16 protein-coding genes and 1 pseudogene are annotated in these 16558 nt (G+C 52.2%); 15 read left to right on the plus strand and 2 right to left on the minus strand.

The genetic code is table 11. The features are described 5' to 3' along the window. The 3 genes and pseudogenes from Q1A74_RS00320 to Q1A74_RS18405 all read left to right on the plus strand — a co-directional run bounded on the left by Q1A74_RS00320 (position 1) and on the right by Q1A74_RS18405 (position 2015). Entirely contained in the window at positions 1–318 is a 318-nt protein-coding gene (locus Q1A74_RS00320; protein WP_299591282.1) for a hypothetical protein, read from the plus strand. 106 nt (positions 319–424) lie between these two features. Beyond that, positions 425–916, plus strand: a complete 492-nt coding sequence (radC, locus tag Q1A74_RS00325) for a DNA repair protein RadC (protein WP_367275341.1) — start codon at positions 425–427, stop codon at positions 914–916. A gap of 367 nt (positions 917–1283) precedes the next feature. Then, a pseudogene (locus tag Q1A74_RS18405) lies at positions 1284–2015 on the plus strand (recombinase family protein). A 232-nt stretch (positions 2016–2247) separates the two neighbouring features. Here Q1A74_RS18405 and Q1A74_RS00330 read toward each other — a convergent pair. Together Q1A74_RS00330 and Q1A74_RS00335 are read right to left on the minus strand one after the other, a co-directional pair. Beyond that, positions 2248–3093, minus strand: a complete 846-nt coding sequence (locus tag Q1A74_RS00330) for a hypothetical protein (RefSeq protein ID WP_299591284.1) — start codon at positions 3091–3093, stop codon at positions 2248–2250. Positions 3094–3180: 87 nt separating this feature from the next. After that, entirely contained in the window at positions 3181–4293 is a 1113-nt protein-coding gene (locus Q1A74_RS00335; protein ID WP_299591286.1) for a WYL domain-containing protein, read from the minus strand. Between the two features lie 86 nt (positions 4294–4379). On the opposite strand from Q1A74_RS00335, the gene Q1A74_RS00340 reads away from it, so the two are divergent. The 12 genes from Q1A74_RS00340 (at position 4380) to Q1A74_RS00395 (ending at position 16540) form a co-directional block, all read left to right on the plus strand. Further along, positions 4380–4667, plus strand: coding sequence for a hypothetical protein (locus Q1A74_RS00340; RefSeq protein ID WP_299591288.1), 288 nt, complete (start codon positions 4380–4382; stop codon positions 4665–4667). A gap of 328 nt (positions 4668–4995) precedes the next feature. Then, positions 4996–5346 (plus strand): MazG nucleotide pyrophosphohydrolase domain-containing protein, encoded by a 351-nt coding sequence (locus Q1A74_RS00345; RefSeq protein WP_299591290.1) that lies wholly within the window; start codon positions 4996–4998, stop codon positions 5344–5346. Between the two features lie 4 nt (positions 5347–5350). After that, positions 5351–5923 carry a hypothetical protein gene (locus Q1A74_RS00350; protein ID WP_299591292.1) on the plus strand — a complete coding sequence of 191 codons (573 nt, stop codon included), beginning with the start codon at positions 5351–5353 and terminating at the stop codon, positions 5921–5923. 101 nt (positions 5924–6024) lie between these two features. After that, positions 6025–8001, plus strand: coding sequence for a DUF2779 domain-containing protein (locus Q1A74_RS00355; protein WP_299591294.1), 1977 nt, complete (start codon positions 6025–6027; stop codon positions 7999–8001). A 201-nt stretch (positions 8002–8202) separates the two neighbouring features. Beyond that, positions 8203–8544, plus strand: coding sequence for a hypothetical protein (locus tag Q1A74_RS00360; RefSeq protein WP_299591296.1), 342 nt, complete (start codon positions 8203–8205; stop codon positions 8542–8544). Between the two features lie 344 nt (positions 8545–8888). Then, on the plus strand, positions 8889–10484 hold the full coding sequence (locus Q1A74_RS00365; RefSeq protein ID WP_299591298.1) for a class I SAM-dependent DNA methyltransferase: 1596 nt from the start codon (positions 8889–8891) through the stop codon (positions 10482–10484). Continuing rightward, positions 10474–11859 carry a restriction endonuclease subunit S gene (locus Q1A74_RS00370; protein ID WP_299591300.1) on the plus strand — a complete coding sequence of 462 codons (1386 nt, stop codon included), beginning with the start codon at positions 10474–10476 and terminating at the stop codon, positions 11857–11859. Before Q1A74_RS00365 ends, Q1A74_RS00370 begins: the two co-directional genes overlap by 11 nt. A gap of 44 nt (positions 11860–11903) precedes the next feature. Further along, on the plus strand, positions 11904–12251 hold the full coding sequence (locus Q1A74_RS00375) for an RNA-binding domain-containing protein (protein WP_299591302.1): 348 nt from the start codon (positions 11904–11906) through the stop codon (positions 12249–12251). 9 nt (positions 12252–12260) lie between these two features. After that, positions 12261–13490, plus strand: coding sequence for a TIGR00725 family protein (locus tag Q1A74_RS00380; protein WP_299591304.1), 1230 nt, complete (start codon positions 12261–12263; stop codon positions 13488–13490). Then, positions 13468–14310 carry a M20/M25/M40 family metallo-hydrolase gene (locus tag Q1A74_RS00385; protein ID WP_299591306.1) on the plus strand — a complete coding sequence of 281 codons (843 nt, stop codon included), beginning with the start codon at positions 13468–13470 and terminating at the stop codon, positions 14308–14310. Before Q1A74_RS00380 ends, Q1A74_RS00385 begins: the two co-directional genes overlap by 23 nt. Then, on the plus strand, positions 14298–15815 hold the full coding sequence (locus Q1A74_RS00390; RefSeq protein WP_299591308.1) for an asparagine synthase-related protein: 1518 nt from the start codon (positions 14298–14300) through the stop codon (positions 15813–15815). Before Q1A74_RS00385 ends, Q1A74_RS00390 begins: the two co-directional genes overlap by 13 nt. Then, positions 15812–16540 (plus strand): arylamine N-acetyltransferase, encoded by a 729-nt coding sequence (locus Q1A74_RS00395; RefSeq protein WP_299591310.1) that lies wholly within the window; start codon positions 15812–15814, stop codon positions 16538–16540. Before Q1A74_RS00390 ends, Q1A74_RS00395 begins: the two co-directional genes overlap by 4 nt. Positions 16541–16558 lie beyond the last annotated feature (18 nt).

Genomic DNA, 16558 nt, shown 5'->3' on the forward strand with positions numbered 1-16558 from the left:
TTGAAGAAATATATATGGCAATACTTCATTTTTCTTTTCATCCTAGTCATACCTGCGTTAGTAATAGCGCTGTCGGTTGACGGCTTTGCGCTTCCTTTTAAATCATTGTCCGAGGTGGAGGAAAAATTTCCTATGCTAACCGCGGAGGAACAGCGGGTAATGGCTAAGGCGCTAACTCGTCAGGTTCTTGATAGTTATGGTGACTTCTTTGTTACGGACTTGGGCTACTGGTTATTCGTTATACTTTGTTTCGGATCGCCAGCTGCTGTTGTTTATTATAAAAATCACAGTTTATCGAAAGATATTGTGAATCCCTAGTTATCTTCTAGTCACTAGAAAACATTATTTTACCGATCTATTGGTATAAGAACTATGTAGGCCCTGCCAGTTCGGCAGGGCTTTTTCATTTCTAAAAGGAAGGAATATGGAAGCGTGCATAGTTAAAAATCAACAAGGTCGCTACGAAACAGAGAAGCCTGTTACTAAAGAGCAACTAATCCAGTGTGCAGCCGAAATATTGATGGCTCAGTTTCAGCGAGGAGAAGAAATTTGTTCTGCTGAGTCAGCAAGTCGTTACCTATTGTTCGCCCTTGGTATAGAAGAGCGCGAGGTATTTGGAGTTATTTTTCTAGATAGTCAACATAGAATCATTACTTTTGAAAAATTGTTCTGGGGTACTGTCAATGCCGCTTCGGTTTATCCGCGAGAAATAGTCAAGCGCGCCTTGGCGCTGAATGCTGCAGCGGTACTGCTTGCGCATAACCACCCATCTGGAATTAGCTCGCCATCTGAGGCAGATAAGGCAATTACATCAAGAATCAGGGACGCTCTGACAGTTGTTGATATCCGTGTCCTGGACCACATCATCGTCGGTGCAGACTCTCAATACAGTTTCGCCGCGAACGGCCTGATTTGAGGTCTGATATGTGCTTCGATGGTCAACACGAAACGGAAGAAGAGATAAAGAAGGAGTTTTTCTCGAAACTAGGAAAAGAGGTTTTCAGGGCGGCTGTTCTATCGACAGTGACTGTATTGGTCAAGGTGCTAGCAGACGCCCTTACACCCTCATCAACTACCCGCCGCTACGACGACTACCCAGAGTAGCACTAACCACCCTACGCCGGTACAGGAGGCTGTGATGCTGTTCCTGGCGTTTCTCGTGGCTCTCCTTCTGGGAGGGCGGCTTCTACTTGTGTGGCTGTTCAGGACTTCATTTCTGTTTCGGGTGATAACCCTGATGCTGCTGTACAGCTTTTTCAGCGATTAAATTCGGAGATGTCAAAATGATAAACGAGGGATTGAGATGTGACAGGGTAACTACCAGCGAGTGTTTTATAGCCTACTACCGTGTGTCGACGAGGCGACAGGGCGCTTCGGGTTTGGGCTTAGAGGCTCAAAGGGCTTCTGTCCAAGCATTCGTTAGCGCTAGAGGTGCGAAAATTCTGGAAAGCTATACCAAAGTAGAGTCCGGAAGGAACCACCACCGCCAGTAGCTCCAGGCAGCTATCCGTCGCGCAAATGCGACTGGAAGTCGTCTTGTTATTGCTCGCTTGGATCGGCTTGCTCGCAGTGTAAGTTTCACATCCAAGCTGATGGAGAGTTCTGTCGATTTTGTTGCAGTAGATTTGCCGGAGGCAAATAAGTTGACGATACACATAATGGCCGCGATGGCCGAGCATGAGGCTGAGATGATTAGTAAACGGACAAAGGCTGCTCTTGCTAGGGCGGTTGAACGTGGGGTAACGCTGGGAAACCCCCGCTTGCACCTTGTAACACGAAATACGGAGGCTGCAAGACTGGGTAAGGCCAGAAAGGCACTAGAAAGAGCTGAGTGTTATCGGCAGATTGTTACCGAGCTGAAGTCTAAAGGCGTCTCGACATACACGGGGATCGCAGAGCAGCTAAACGAGAAAAAGTGGTATACGCCTGCAGGTTGCAGGTGGGATGCAACTCGAGTATGTAGGCTGATTAGACGGCTTGGTATATCACTATCGTCAGGTACTAGTGCAACCTAGTTACGGACGAAGGCTGCAGGTCGCATTTTCGGCTCCCAATCACAGAATTTGGTTCACTCCACTTTTGCCGTCCCGGGACCAATTACCGGCACGAAGATAGTATCTGCGAATGGTGCCTGGATTGACAGATGTTGAGGTTGGCTATGCAAAGGTTGAAGGTGCATAGCCAACCTGTCGGGAGCGAGCGGTAACGCTGGAAAGAGAGCTTTATACCTAGTCGACGATTAGAGAATTAAGCAGCGTAATGCGCCTGGATGGGAAAGTCATAGCCGATCATAAATAGCGCGGCTTCAAAGGCCCGACCGCCTTCAATCCGACAGTCGCCAAAATGTTCCAGGCCTACTTTCTCGACCGCGCATTCAATCAACCAGCTTGCACGTAACTTCCAGATCGCATGATGTTTCCCGATTCGGCATTGCGGAAAATTATAAGCTTCAGAGAACAGACTGGGGTTCCGATTAGCTGGTGCTTGGGTCTGGCGGCCCGGTTTCCATGGGAACTGAAGTTCCCTGGGGATACGCCGGCACTGGCCGAACTCGGCCCAGGTTAGCGCCAAGTGCCCCAATGCGGCGCCGACACGACCATCGAATATTATGAGATTACCCGTTAACAGGGTATAGACCTTGGTGAATCCGGAGTCCATTCTAAACCGCCCCTCATGGAAGCTTTGTAAGTCCGGACTATTGGACGTCAATACTTCCATTGCCTCTTCAATGTTTGCCTTAATATCGAAGTCCGGATCTACGGATTCCTGCCTTTTTATCCATTCAAAGCATTTAGGAACACCGCCCCAAACAAAGATTTCATAGACTACCTGCCGGTAGTCTAGAGTGGATCTGCTGGACGCTAGCCTGTCAGTAAACTGGAGAAGCTCCCTTTTTGTTTCATCAAAACCCAATGTCTTCCAATAATAGTGCTCCTTAGCCTGGCTGAAAGAACCGAAGCGCACTGATTGGTCCCGCTTTCTATCATAGTAGGTGTGCGAAAACTGAACGCGTCCCAGATACAGGTCTGCTAAGTACTGTGCAAAACTTTGAACGTCAGGGTTCTGCAGGAATTGGTTCTTCGATAGGGTCATAGAAATCCTTGTTCATTCGAAAGAAGGAGGGCAAACCACCGGGCTTGTTTTGCAACAGTAATGGCAAAGTGGAACATAAAGGGTTCCTTAGGGGCTGGTCTGGTACATTTTTTCAATCGCATCTCGTACATGCCGAGCGACTGAAGGCGGACCGAGCACCCTGACATGCTCGCCAAGACCCAGCAGCCAGCAATAAATCTCGTAGCTATATTGCAGATCACTCACAGTGATGATTGCTTTTTGTACGCTTCCATTCCCACAGCGCTCGACTACCTGAACACGCGTTTTTTCGGGTGAATCTTCGTGGAAGTAAATTTCACTTAGGTGCTGAGCGGGCTTTCCCGAAATTTCAAACACGAAATCCGACTCCATGGCTCCCCAGGGTACTTTTCCGCCAATAAAAACGTATTCGTCCTCATTAGGAGTCGGAGGAAGGTTTGCATCTACTAAATCCACACCGCTAAATCGGTGCAGCGCATACTCTTTGTAGGAATCGTCCTTTGATACGGTGCAAGCGATGTAGTTGACACGTTCTCTCCGGACCAACTTAACTGGTCTGTATATATAGGGCTTGGCTTCACCAATGTACCATCCCCGAAATCCCCTCCCGGCCTCCAAGGCCTCAAAAATCAGCTGTTCAATTTCCGGGTAATTATCGGGTAACCGCACATGTAGGGAAGGGTAACGAGGGGCTACCTTCAGATTCTTCAGCCAGCGCTTGTAGAGTTCGGTTTGGGCACCGCGCAGTCGCCCAGATTCGAGTACCCGCTGCAAGTACTGTCGATCGCTTGGCGGCAAGAAGTGCGCAGAGTAGTTAAGGGAAATGGCCGCGATGAGGCCGCTTTGAGAAGAAGTCGGTAAGTTGGTACCTACCTCCATGTACCACAGATGCCTAAAGCCAGGACCGACATTTACCGACTTAGGATCTGCTCCGGGAGGAAAATCTACCTCTCCTATCTTGACGCCTACGCGATTTGATCTGTCTGCTAACAGCCCTTTAAGAATCCTGACGGTTCTTTGTCGGGCTGACTTTCCAACCCCGAGAGTACTTTCTGACCACCCTTGACTGAAATGTGTCGCGAGGCAATTCGTCAGCTCCTGCACACTCCTGCCGGTCTTGCCGGCCTTTTCTAGCTCGCGCAGCAATATTGCTGACGCTTGCAGATGCTCACTATTAGAAAAACGTACTTTTTGATTCATGCCAAAAGTGGAATTTTTTATGTTCCACTTGAGTGTAATAGTTTGACCGTATCAGCACAATCATGTACTTGCCGCCGGAGAATCTTATGGGTAAGCCATCGCATCAAATAGCACTTCCACTGGAGAGTGCAGTCACCTTGTACCAGGCTCTGCAATCACTGACTGAACATCTCAATTCAGAAATCGAAGCTGCCATTGCCAAGCTGCTTAGCGAAGAGTGCAATCCCGGCCTAGTCGTCAGTCACGCAAAGACTAGAGACCGTTGTGAACATGTGGCGGCCAAACTCAATCAGCTTATTGAAGTGCACCGGGCTGATCAACAGGATGGAAATCAACAAAAATGTTTTGCAATAGGGGGCGCGTTTCCAAATTGAACAACCCGAAATCTGGGGGGGCAAATTCCTTTGAATACGTTCGCAGGCTGTCTCCGGATAGCGGACACCGCTAAATCATGAGGCAAAAAATGAATCGACAAATTCTCCGTGACCCCAGGGGCCAGCTACTTGGCTGGATACAGCCTGATGCCACTACCGGACATCTATACGCCTACCGTGCTGGCGGTAACATCCTTGGCTGGTTTATCCCGAACTTCGGGCCGGGCGGCCGTACCTTCGATAACAAAGGGCAGCCTTTGGGGCAAGGAAACCACTTGTCCAGCCTATTTTACCGATAAGAAATGCCGGAACGAATTGGTAAGAAACCATGCAGAATGACATCAGCGTGAACGATTATTTGCTGTCTGTGGATAACTGGATTGCCGGTGTCGGCAGCCAGTACTTCGAACCACTCACTAATGGCTGCATGCTGTCGGAGGAAGTGGGCGAGGTAAACCGCCTGCTGTGCCGCCAGTACCGGGAGCAGCGCTACAAGGCCGGAGAGGAACCGGCAAATTTTCACCGTGCCCTCGCCGACGAACTATCGGACGTGATGTTCGTGCTCGCCTGTATCGCCAACGAGCAGGGCATCAACCTGGCAGAAGCCCTGGTGCGCAACCTGCAGAAAAAGAGCGCCCGCGATGCTAATCGCTACCGCCAGAGAGAGAGTAAGGAGTAAGCCTATGCAGGTTAAGTCAAGTGCATGGCTGCCAGAGGCCCTGTTGTTCCGCAATATCGTGATTCGCGATGCAGTGGCAGCAGAGTACTACCGGAAGGGAGACGACTTGACCGTATTCGTTTATGCCCAAGCGGAAAACTGCCTGCTTAATGGGTGTCACCCATTACAAGTGCGCTATGACGGCGAGCTGGTACTCGAACTGGTCTTTACCGGGGTGGACGCTTCCTTCCGCGGAGTGCCCACAGGAGAGCACCGCGACATGCCGGTTTTCGAGGACTTCTTTGAGGGCGAAGAGATACTGCTCTTCCCCTCAGTGATCAGTGAAGACACTCGGCCCCTGGGCTTGCCCTGGCAGCCCGACAGAAAGCCACAGCCATACCGAATGTATACCCAGTGCGGCTTCTTTGACGACGATGACGGCTACCGCAGCCCGCCCACGGCCAGCATCTACTGTAAGGAGCAGTTCCACTATGTACATAAAGGCATGTCATTCCATGGCGACTTTCTCTGGGATATCCGTGCAGCCGCAGCCCATGCCTATATCGACCTTGCCCCTCCTCCAGCGGTAGCACGCTAACCGTTGATTATAGCGCCAGCTGACGCCTATATTGGGTTGACTGGCGGTAGCGTAATAAAACGCTCGATAAGAGCTTAAAAAACTAGAGAATAGGAAGCCGCATGCCCCCAAGTGCCAACAGCCAGCAGCGCCCGCCTCTATTGACCAAATCGCGTTTTAAGCGCGCCCTGGAGTGCCCCACCAAGCTGTATTACGCCGAACAACCCGACTACGCCAACCAGAGCCTGGACGACGATTTTCTGGCGGAGTTGGCCAAGGGGGGCCATCAGGTCGGCGCACTGGCCAAATGTTATTTCCCCGGCGGGGAGGACCTGACAGGACTGTCACCGGACGAGGCGCTGATACGCACAATCGAGCTGCTGCAGCGGGATACGGTCACCATTTTTGAAGCTGCAATCCGTCACGAACAGCTGATGATACAGGTCGACATACTGGTTAAGGATGGCGACCACTATGAGCTGATCGAGGTCAAGGCCAAGTCCTGGAGGCAGGACGATGGTAACTTCATGAAGAGAAAGGGCGATGGGGTCGTCAAGAAGGATGAACCCTATCTGTGCGACATCGCCTTTCAACAGGTGGTACTGGAAAGAGCGCTGAAAACCGGCTTCATCGACTGTTACTTGATGCTGCCGAACAAACAGGCCCGCGCCGCAACCGATGGACTGAACAGCAAGTTCCGTGTGACTGCTGACCATCAGGTGATCGTGTCAGACAACCTTGGGGAGAGCGACCTAGCCCACGGCCTTCTGGCTAAGGTCGATGTGAATCAGTCGGTGGAATACATCCGTAAGAAAATGGAATTCCACGGCTATTTTTTTGACGACTATATCGCCATTGCGGCGGATGCCCTGCAAAAGGGCGAGCGCCTGAGAGGACAGATAAGTTCGACCTGCAAGACATGTGAGTTTCACTGTACCAGCGAAGAGGGGGATCATGGGCAGCAGAGTGGCTTCCGCGAATGCTGGAAGCAGGAGCTCGGCTGGCAGGACCAGGACTTCGAGGATCCCCTCGTGTTTGAAATTGCAGGCTTTACTAAGGTCGATGAGTTGGTGAACGCTAATAAGGTCAAATTGACCGACGTCGAAGAGTCCGATATCAACCCGAAGGGTGATGGAAAGCCGGGCCTATCCAGGAGTGAGCGACAGTGGCTGCAGGTCATGAAGGTACAACAGGGCGATTCCACCCCGGAAATCGATATCGATGGTCTGCGCAAGGAGATAGAGAGCTGGACTTACCCAATGCACTTTATCGACTTCGAAACGATCACTGCCGCTCTACCTTTCACCAGAGGCCGACGGCCCTATGAAGGCGTGGCCTTCCAGTTCTCGCACCATGTCTTAAATGCGGATGGCTCAGTGGAACATGCGGATCAGTTTCTCGATACCACCCCGGGGCATTTTCCGAGTTTCGACTTTATCCGAGCCCTGAAAGGGGCGCTCGAGGGCGACAGCGGAACTATCTTCCGCTATGCGGACCATGAGAATACCTTCCTCAATCTGATCCACAGGCAGCTTCAGGATAGTGACCTTCCGCAGGCTGAGGTTCAGGAGTTGTGTGGGTTCATTGAAAGCATCTCTCGCTCGTCCAAGAAGAGTGAACGTCAATGGTGTGGCCCGCGGGATATGGTAGATATGCTGGAGCTGGTCAAGCGCTACGCCTACTACCCGGCCACCAGGGGCTCCAATTCCATCAAGAATGTACTGCCGGCTGTATTGAACGATTCGATCTTCCTGCAGGAAAAATACGGCAAACCGATCTATGGTGCTGCAGGCGGCATCCCCAGTTCCAACTTCAGCGACTGGCAATGGATCCGGATGGTGAACGGCCAGGTTCAGGACCCGTACAAACTGCTGCCACCGATGTTTATAGACATTCCCGAGAATATCGACGAGCTGCTGTCGGATAGCGACAGTTTGGCCAATGGCGGGGCTGCGCTCACGGCATATGCCAGGATTCAGTTTACCGAGATGAGTGAATACGAGCGCGAGCAGTTGCGAGGGGCTTTGTTGAAGTATTGTGAGCTGGATACTCTGGCTATGGTCATGATCTTTGAAGCCTGGCGGGATAAGCTGAATTAGCGCCTAATCCACCATGCTGCTATCGCACAGCGTGAGATGGGATGATAAGCCGGTGGAGAAGGGGGACTGTCGGGGTCGTTGAATGTAAGGGAGGCTGGCAGAACCTAATTTGCACGCGGTGGCAGAGTGCAAACCCAGGGGCAACCTAAATTCACGGGGCGGGGAGTTAAACTATAGGAAATTATCTTTATGGAGATCCCCATGAACACTATTCGACCAGCCATCAAGAAATTCGTCATCGTAGATCAAGCAGCTGCGGAGGACCGTGCAAAGAATAGGCACTTCCGAGACTGCAAAAAACTCGGAGTACCGCTCATCTCTGTTACGAAATCCGGCAAAGGGGCACGGGTCGAGGCCGACCTGGTTACTATGTCTCGCGCGATTGTGGAATGTGACAGCGAGCGGGTGCATCAGTTGATGTCTCAATATCAGTCCGGTAAAGGGTATACGAGCGGTAGCGAACACCTGCAATCGGCATTGCTGAGTGAACAGTCTGCACTCGAGCTTGCTGAGAAGCTCTATGATGTGCTGACCGTCGCATAACGTCGATATGGTCACTGTGTTTGGGCGCCAGGTGATTTTGCCCCTGGCATCCGGCGACCACGTTTCCCTCCCCAGCATCCCCCCTGCGACGAGCTGAGGTAAGCAGTAACTCTACTTGCTCGTCCGCTTACTCCCCGTCTGTCGCTGTCACAGCGAAAGCCAAGCAACCACGTGACGCCTCGTGTGATGCCGGTCAGACCGCGGTCTTATAGAGACATACCCCGCCAAATCCGGCAAAATCGAAGCCATTCAAACCTGTTTTCGAGCTGTCGAATTATTGTTCGATTTCGCTCTGGCCCCCCGCTATGTCTGGGCCGCAAATACACTGATAGGAAGGCGACGAGATGGCCCGCACAACGGCTAACAAACCGAAAAACCAGAAATCCTTTGAGCAAACCCTGTGGGAAACCGCCGATAAACTGCGCGGCAGCGTGGAGTCCTCCGAATACAAGCACGTGGTGCTGTCCCTGATCTTCCTCAAATTCATCAGCGATAAATTCGAGCAGCGCAAGCGTGAGCTGGTTGCCGAGGGTCAGGGTGACTACGTGGACATGGTGGAGTTCTACACCATGAAGAACGTCTTCTACCTGCCAGCAGAAAGCCGCTGGGACTACATCTCCCAGCACGCCAAGCAGGACGATATCGCCATTAAAATCGACACTGCCCTGTATACAGTGGAAAAGAACAACAAGGCACTCAAGGGTGCGTTGCCGGATAACTACTTCTCCCGCCTGGGGCTGGATGCCAGCAAACTGTCGGCGCTGATCGACTCCATCAACAATATCGACACGGTGGTGGAGCAGGAAGGCGGTGCGGCGAGCGAGGTGGATATCGTAGGCCGCGTGTACGAATACTTCCTCGGCAACTTCGCGGCCACAGAGGGCAAGGGCGGCGGCGAGTTCTATACCCCCAAGTGCGTGGTCAACCTACTGGCGGAAATGATCGAGCCCTACCATGGCAAGATCTACGACCCCTGCTGTGGCAGTGGCGGCATGTTCGTGCAGTCCGTGAAGTTTGTGGAGAACCACCAGGGCAACAAGAAAGACATCTCCATCTACGGCCAGGAGCAGACCAGCACCACCTACAAGCTGGCGAAGATGAACCTGGCCATCCGCGGTATCAGTACCAACCTGGGCGAGGTGCCCGCCGACACCTTCTTCAAAGATCAGCACCCGGACCTCAAGGCCGACTTCATCATGGCCAACCCACCGTTCAACCTGAAGGAGTGGCGCGGCTCCGATGAGCTCACCGACGATCCCCGCTGGTCCGGTTACGAGGTGCCGCCTACAGGCAATGCCAACTACGGCTGGATCCTGCACATGATCAGCAAGCTCAGCGAGAATGGCATCGCTGGCTTTGTACTGGCCAATGGTTCCATGAGCACCACCACCAAGGGTGAAGGGGAAATCCGCAGGAAGATCATCGAAAACGATCTGGTGGACTGCATGATTGCGTTGCCTGGCCAGCTGTTCTACACCACCCAGATCCCGGTTTGCTTGTGGTTTATCACCAAAAACAAGAAAGCCGCAGTTATCCCCGGGCACGAAGGCAGCAACCATCGCAACCGTGAAGGCGAAACGCTGTTTATCGACGCGCGCAATATGGGCAGCATGATCAGTCGTATTCACAAGGAACTGGCTGTGGACGATATCGCCGAGATTGCTCGCACCTACCACGCCTGGCGCGGCGAAGCCAAAGATGGCGGGTATCAGGATATTCCCGGTTTTTGCAGGGTCGCCACCGTTGACGACATTAAAACCAACGACTATGTGCTGACCCCTGGGCGTTATGTGGGCACCGCCGAAGTGGAAGAAGATGATGAACTGTTTGAAGAAAAGATGCGTGAACTGACGCAAACACTGTACCGGCAGATGGCGATGGCCGAGCAGCTGGATGCGGTGATCAAGCAGAATCTGGCGGGGTTGGGCTATGGAAAGTGAGTGGCAGGAACTCCGGCTGGGTGATGTCGTCGAGTTCGTAGCTGATAACCGAGGCAAGAACCCTAAGGCATATGCTGAAACTGGGATACCAGTTATAGATAACTATTTGATCACTAGTGATTGGCGAATCAACATAAATAATGTTCGTAGATTTATTGATGAGGATACATACAACTCGTTTATCAGAAAGCATATTAAAGAAGATGATGTGCTAGTTACGCTGGTCGGCAACGGATATGGTCAAGTCGGCATTACCCCAAGTTGTAGGTGTGTAATAATTCAGAACACAATTGGGTTGCGTTGTACTGAAGAACACGACAATAAATACCTTTATTACCTGCTTAAGTTGAATCGCCCATCCCTGATGAACCTAAATATTGGCGCTGCACAGCCAAGTATAAAAGTGGGCAATTTATTGAATTTAGTTTTTCCGTTTCCTCCGCTAGGAGAGCAGAAAGCTATTTCCAAAATACTTGCAGCTCTCGATGACAAAATCGAGCTCAATCGCCAAATCAATTCCACCCTGGAGTCCATGGCCCAGGCGCTGTTTAAAAGCTGGTTTGTGGATTTTGACCCGGTCATCGACAACACCTTGGCCGCCGGCAATCCGATCCCGGATGCCCTGGAAGCCAGGGCGCGCACTAGGCAAGAAATACACACCGGCGCCAAAGCCTCCACGCAAAATCTGCCGGCCGAGATTCAGCGGCTGTTTCCCAGTAGTTTTGTATTTACTGAAGAAATGGGCTGGATTCCGGAAGGGTGGGAAGTTAGCACCATCGGTACTGTAGTGGAGACGACGGGCGGAGGAACACCCAGTACAAAAAATCCAGCTTTTTGGGAGGGAGGGGAACATCCTTTCTGTACCCCTAAAGATATGTCTCAATTATCGTCTTGGATGTTGACGGATACTGATCGCCACCTCACTGACGTTGGTGTGCGCAAAATTTCTTCCGGCCAGTTGCCGGCTGGAAGCGTACTAATGTCTTCCCGTGCTCCGATAGGATACCTTGCGATTAGTAATGCCCCTATTTCTGTGAACCAAGGGGTGATTGCCATGCTGCCAAATTCAGTCTTTGGCCCTTTGTATCTGCTCAACTGGACGAAATCCAATATGGGGTATGTTACCGACAGGGCTAATGGGAGCACGTTTTTGGAAATCAGTAAAAAGAACTTCAAGCCAATTCCGTTCCTAGTTCCCAATGGTGAGGCCGTATCCGCTTTTAATGAACAGGCAGTCGTCATCCAGTCAAGAATGCTTTTGTTGACTGAGCAGATATCTGGGCTGACCAAATTACGGGATTCTCTACTTCCTAAGTTGCTCTCTGGTCAAATTGAAATCTCCGAAGCTGAGCATCAACTAGCCAATACGATCTGAGCCCATGACAAGGTCCTCGGAAGAAAAAACAGGAGCTGCAGTTCGTGATTGAAATCAGCGGTCCCGAAGATATTGCGGCCCTGAAAGAAAGCTCGGATGTCGGATGTAAGCTGGCGAAGGGCCGCGACGGCAAGGGGGCCTGCCCGAAAGGCCTCTGGGATACCTACAGCGCCTTTGCCAATACCCAAGACGGCGATATTTTTTGGGGGCTAGAGGAGGATAAACATGGGAAGTTTTCCCTGGTGGGTATACAAGATACCGGCAAAGTCATCGACGAGATTTGGAGCAGCGTCAACGACAGCACGCTGTTGAGCGCCAATGTTTCGCTCGATGGCTCCACCCGCTGTATCAAACACGCATTTTTTGATTCGAACAATAACTGGTCGAAGTAAGTTAGCCAGATGAATAAATTAAGTAGTACCCGACGACTGCAGATCGCCGTCGTGGGATCGGCCAGCAATCAGCTGAGCGAGGTGCAGCGGACGCTTGCTTTTCACGTGGGTAAGTTGGTGATCGACAATGATTGCCGGCTGATCAACGGCGGCATGGGCGGGGTAATGGAGCAGGCGGCATGCGGCGCGCGGAGTTCGACCCGGCACCAGCCCGGCGACGTGATTGGCATACTGCCTTCCTATGACAAGGCCGAAGCCAATCCCTACGTCGATATCGTATTGCCTACTGGGTTGGGTGTCGCGCGTAATACAGTGCTGATGGCGGCCTGCGATGCTGTTATCGCTCTGGATGGCGGTTCCGGTACTTTGTCTGAGATCGCACTGGCCTGGCAGATGCGAAAGCCCATTGCCTGTGTGGGCGGCGAGGGCTGGCATACTCGTCTGCAAACATTAATGCTGGACGAACGCCGCGATGATGCCATAGCCGTATGCCCCGATATGGAGGCTTTGGCGGGGTTTCTATGGCAATTGCGAGGCCAGAATTTACCGGGTTACGACGGCATAGCGGCCAGCTCCGTTTGCCAGTCCGAACTGCGTGCCTACCTGCAATCCACCTTTACCGACAACTCAGCCAGTGGCGAGCTGGACTTTCTGGGGCGAGGCTCTGAAGGCACGGTGTTCCGAAGTGGCCAGCGCATCTACAAGCTGTTCCACCGCAGCGATTTCACCATGCTGTTGTTTACTCACCTGAGTGGCATCGCACAGACTCTGGCGCCGCTCCCCGAGGAATCCGCTCCGATACCGCTGTACGAAGTACACCGGGGTGACTACCTGGTTGTCCATTACCCGGACTTTGCCTCACAACCCTACACAGGCGGTCAGACTCAGCAGATGGTGGAATTCCTGCGCGCTATGCGTACCGCCGGCTGTTGTCTTAGCAATGTGAAGGCGGAAAACTTCCGTTGCACTTACGACAGCCGGCTGGTGTTTATCGATATTGGCCGCGACCTAATGCCGTATAGCGATGCGCTCTTTCTGAGCATGTGCAAGCGTGCCTTCCTTACTGTCTATTACAGCGCACACGCTGATTTCAAGCGTATGTGTCGCTACACCAATGACCACGATGACTTTGACGGTATTGCCGCCTGCGATGGTGTTGCGCACAGCGCATCAGACCTGGCTAACCAGTTTGATCAGTTTTACGCAGAGGTAACCCGTGCTGACGCAGTACCTGGATGAATTAATTGATTTTGTCGCCCTCGAAACAGTTACCGGAAACGAACAAGCCAACAGGGCGGCTGTGAACTATCTATTTGCGCGCCTGCAAAAGCTGGGTTTTGATGTACAGGTAAAGGGGGAGGCGCGGACCGATCAACCGCTGTTAGTGGCGCGGTATGGGGATTCCGGTGGGGCGCCCCTAGTCCTGTACAACCACTACGACGTGGAGCGTGTGCGCCCGCAGGAGGACTGGCAATCGCCGCCGTTTCAATTGACGGAGCGGGATGGTCGCCTGTGGGGGCGCGGTGTTGCCGACAACAAGGCTGTGCTTTTGGCCAGGCTTTCGGTGATTGAGTCGCGTGTGGCTCGGGGCGAGGCGCTGCCGAGCATGCTCTGGTTGATTCAGGGGGAGGAGGAAGTGGGTGCGCCGCTGGCCCACGAATTATTTCCGGATGAGCTGGCCCCATTCAAAAATAGTCTCTGCATTGAGGAGACCGGCTACTACCGCGATGGTGCGCCGTTGATATTCCAGAAGGGCGAGGCGATAACTACTGGGAACGGCGAGTCATTGGTCGCTTCGCTTAACAGCATGCTGTACGACGGCAAGGCACGGGTAGAGACGCGCACGCTATCCAAATTCGGCCCCTGCCCGCTGATCGAAAACCTCCCCGGTGGCAGTCTTTATTTGGGTTTTGGACCCAACGATTATTCGGCCCGTATTCACCGCGACAACGAATCCATCAGCTTGGAATTGCTTGAGCAATATTTCACGTTGTTTGATCGATTTTTGACCTGGTGTTCTAAATTAACTAGGGCGCTAGAGACACCATGTGCGGCCTAGTATTGCTGTACGGCCCTCGTGCCGGCGAACGACTACCAAGATGCCTGCAACGGCTTGCCCACCGCGGCCCTGATGCCCAGTACCACTGGAATAGCGGCGCTCTGAGCCTGGGTTTTGCCAGGCTGGCAATCAATGACAAATCCCATGCAGGGCGACAGCCTTACTGCGTTGGCAGCTATGTGGCAGCTATCAATGGCGAAATCTATAACGCCTCCGAGTTGCGGGAGCGTTATCAGCTGAAACTTGCATCCACTAACGATTGCCATGTAGTACCGGCCCTGGTGGAAAAGCTGGGCGTGGCAGCTTTGGGGAAGCTGGACGGATTCTTCGCCGGTGTTGTGTTTAATGAGCAAGACAACGGCTTGATTATCTTGCGCGATGCTATGGGAAAAAAGCCGCTTTTTTGGGGGCGCTCGGGATCGGAGTGTTTTATCACCAGTGAACTCAAGGCTCTCGACCGAGTCGATGAGTTTGCGGCACTGCCATCGGGCATCAGTCAAATCGATCTGAAAACCGGAAACTGTACGAAGCTTTGGACAATGCCGCCAGACTGCGAGCTCGAGACTAACCTTTCTACTCCGGTAGCTTTAGCCGCTGGTGTCAAACCTAGTGAGCTGCGCGCGTTGATAACTCGAGCGGTTGAAAAGCGCCTGCCGGCAGCTAGTGAGCCAGTTGGTGTGTTTCTGAGTGGAGGCCTGGATAGCTCGGCGATCGCTGCTCTGGTCAGTAACCTTCGTTCTGATGCCCGCTATTACTGCCTGAGCGCGCCTAGTGCTGGGGATGGCGACAATGCACGGCTGTTGGCAGATCACCTCAAGCTCAAGCAGGTGCGCTACTTGACCCTTCCCGACGGGGAGGCGCTGACAGAACTGATTCACAAGGTTGTCTACGTCACCGAAAGTTACAACCCGTCTGTCATTAGCAATGGCATCTGTACCTATCTGTTGGCGGAGGCCGCTCGCGAAGATGGACTGAAGTTGGTGTTGTCAGGTGAAGGGGCCGACGAATTGTTTGGTGGATATCATTACTACCGCAGAAATGATCCCTGGGCCGAAACACGTAACCAGCTTTTGGCGGATCTTCGCAACACTGAGTTGCGGCGTATCGACCTGACCGGTATGGCCCATGCCATTGAAACCCGCTGTCCTTTTCTCGACCGTGAAATCTGCACCTGGGCATTAGCTCTGTGTTTTGACGATCTTTACCGCTGGACCGACAGCGGCTGTATCAATAAAGCGGTGTTGCGTGAAGCCGTAAATGGACTATTGCCGGAACAGATATCCTTGCGCCGCAAGATCTCTTGTGATGTGGGCAGTGGAATGCGCGCATTGGTGGTTAGGCACCTACGTGAGAACGGATGCTCGGAACGGGAAGCGTTACGAAAAATATGGTGCATGCACTTTTCGGACAGTTTCATTGGCGAAGATCATGAAGAACATCCGTATTTTTCTGCCTATCCGACTTTTGACGACATCATCGATCGGCGTGGTACCGATCACAAATGATTAATCGCGAACTTTCGATCAGTGAAATCGAACAGATGATCTTGGACGAGTTTCAGGCCACACCTTTTCACAATCTATTTTATCTGGAGTGGTGTATCCCTTCTCGCGCACTAGGTGGGGGTACCTGCTCTGATAAGGTATTGGCGTTAAGGACTCGCTTACAGTGTGCCAATGTGAGCGCGCGACTGCACAATTCCTGGATCAACGACCAGCTCTGTCACCGAGTATTGGCCTTGGAGCTGGACGATGGTGTCTATTACGCGGATGTCGGCAATGGCTGGCCGAGCTTTCGCCTTTTTCCCGCCGACCGTGAAGTTCGTTATAAGGCTTTCGGTATCGTGTTTCAAACTCGCCTGCGTAATCAATTTCTAGATGTGTATCAAATCAAAGAGGGCAGAGAGAGCTTGTCACAGAGTATACCGAAGCAGAAACAGCGGGAATCAGCGGTGATTTCGGCCATTAATCAACGTTTTAACGGAGAAATTTCTTACCCATTCCGTGCTGCATTGAGATATGCACAAGTCGTTGATGACGATTTTCTTTTCCTTAAAGGGGATGAGTTGCGAATTTATTCGGATCGGGCGATTACGCGTCGTATCCAAATATCGAACCGCACAAGTCAGTTGTCAGCCTTGCAAACCTATTTTGGTCTAGATCTGGAAGCGTGTGGATTATCTGAAAGTAAATTGAGATGTGGACGCGGCGCTTGGGGGTGTTCATCTTGAGAATATCCGTTGCCGTGA

The organism is uncultured Microbulbifer sp. (assembly GCF_947504145.1).
GTDB lineage: Bacteria > Pseudomonadota > Gammaproteobacteria > Pseudomonadales > Cellvibrionaceae > Microbulbifer.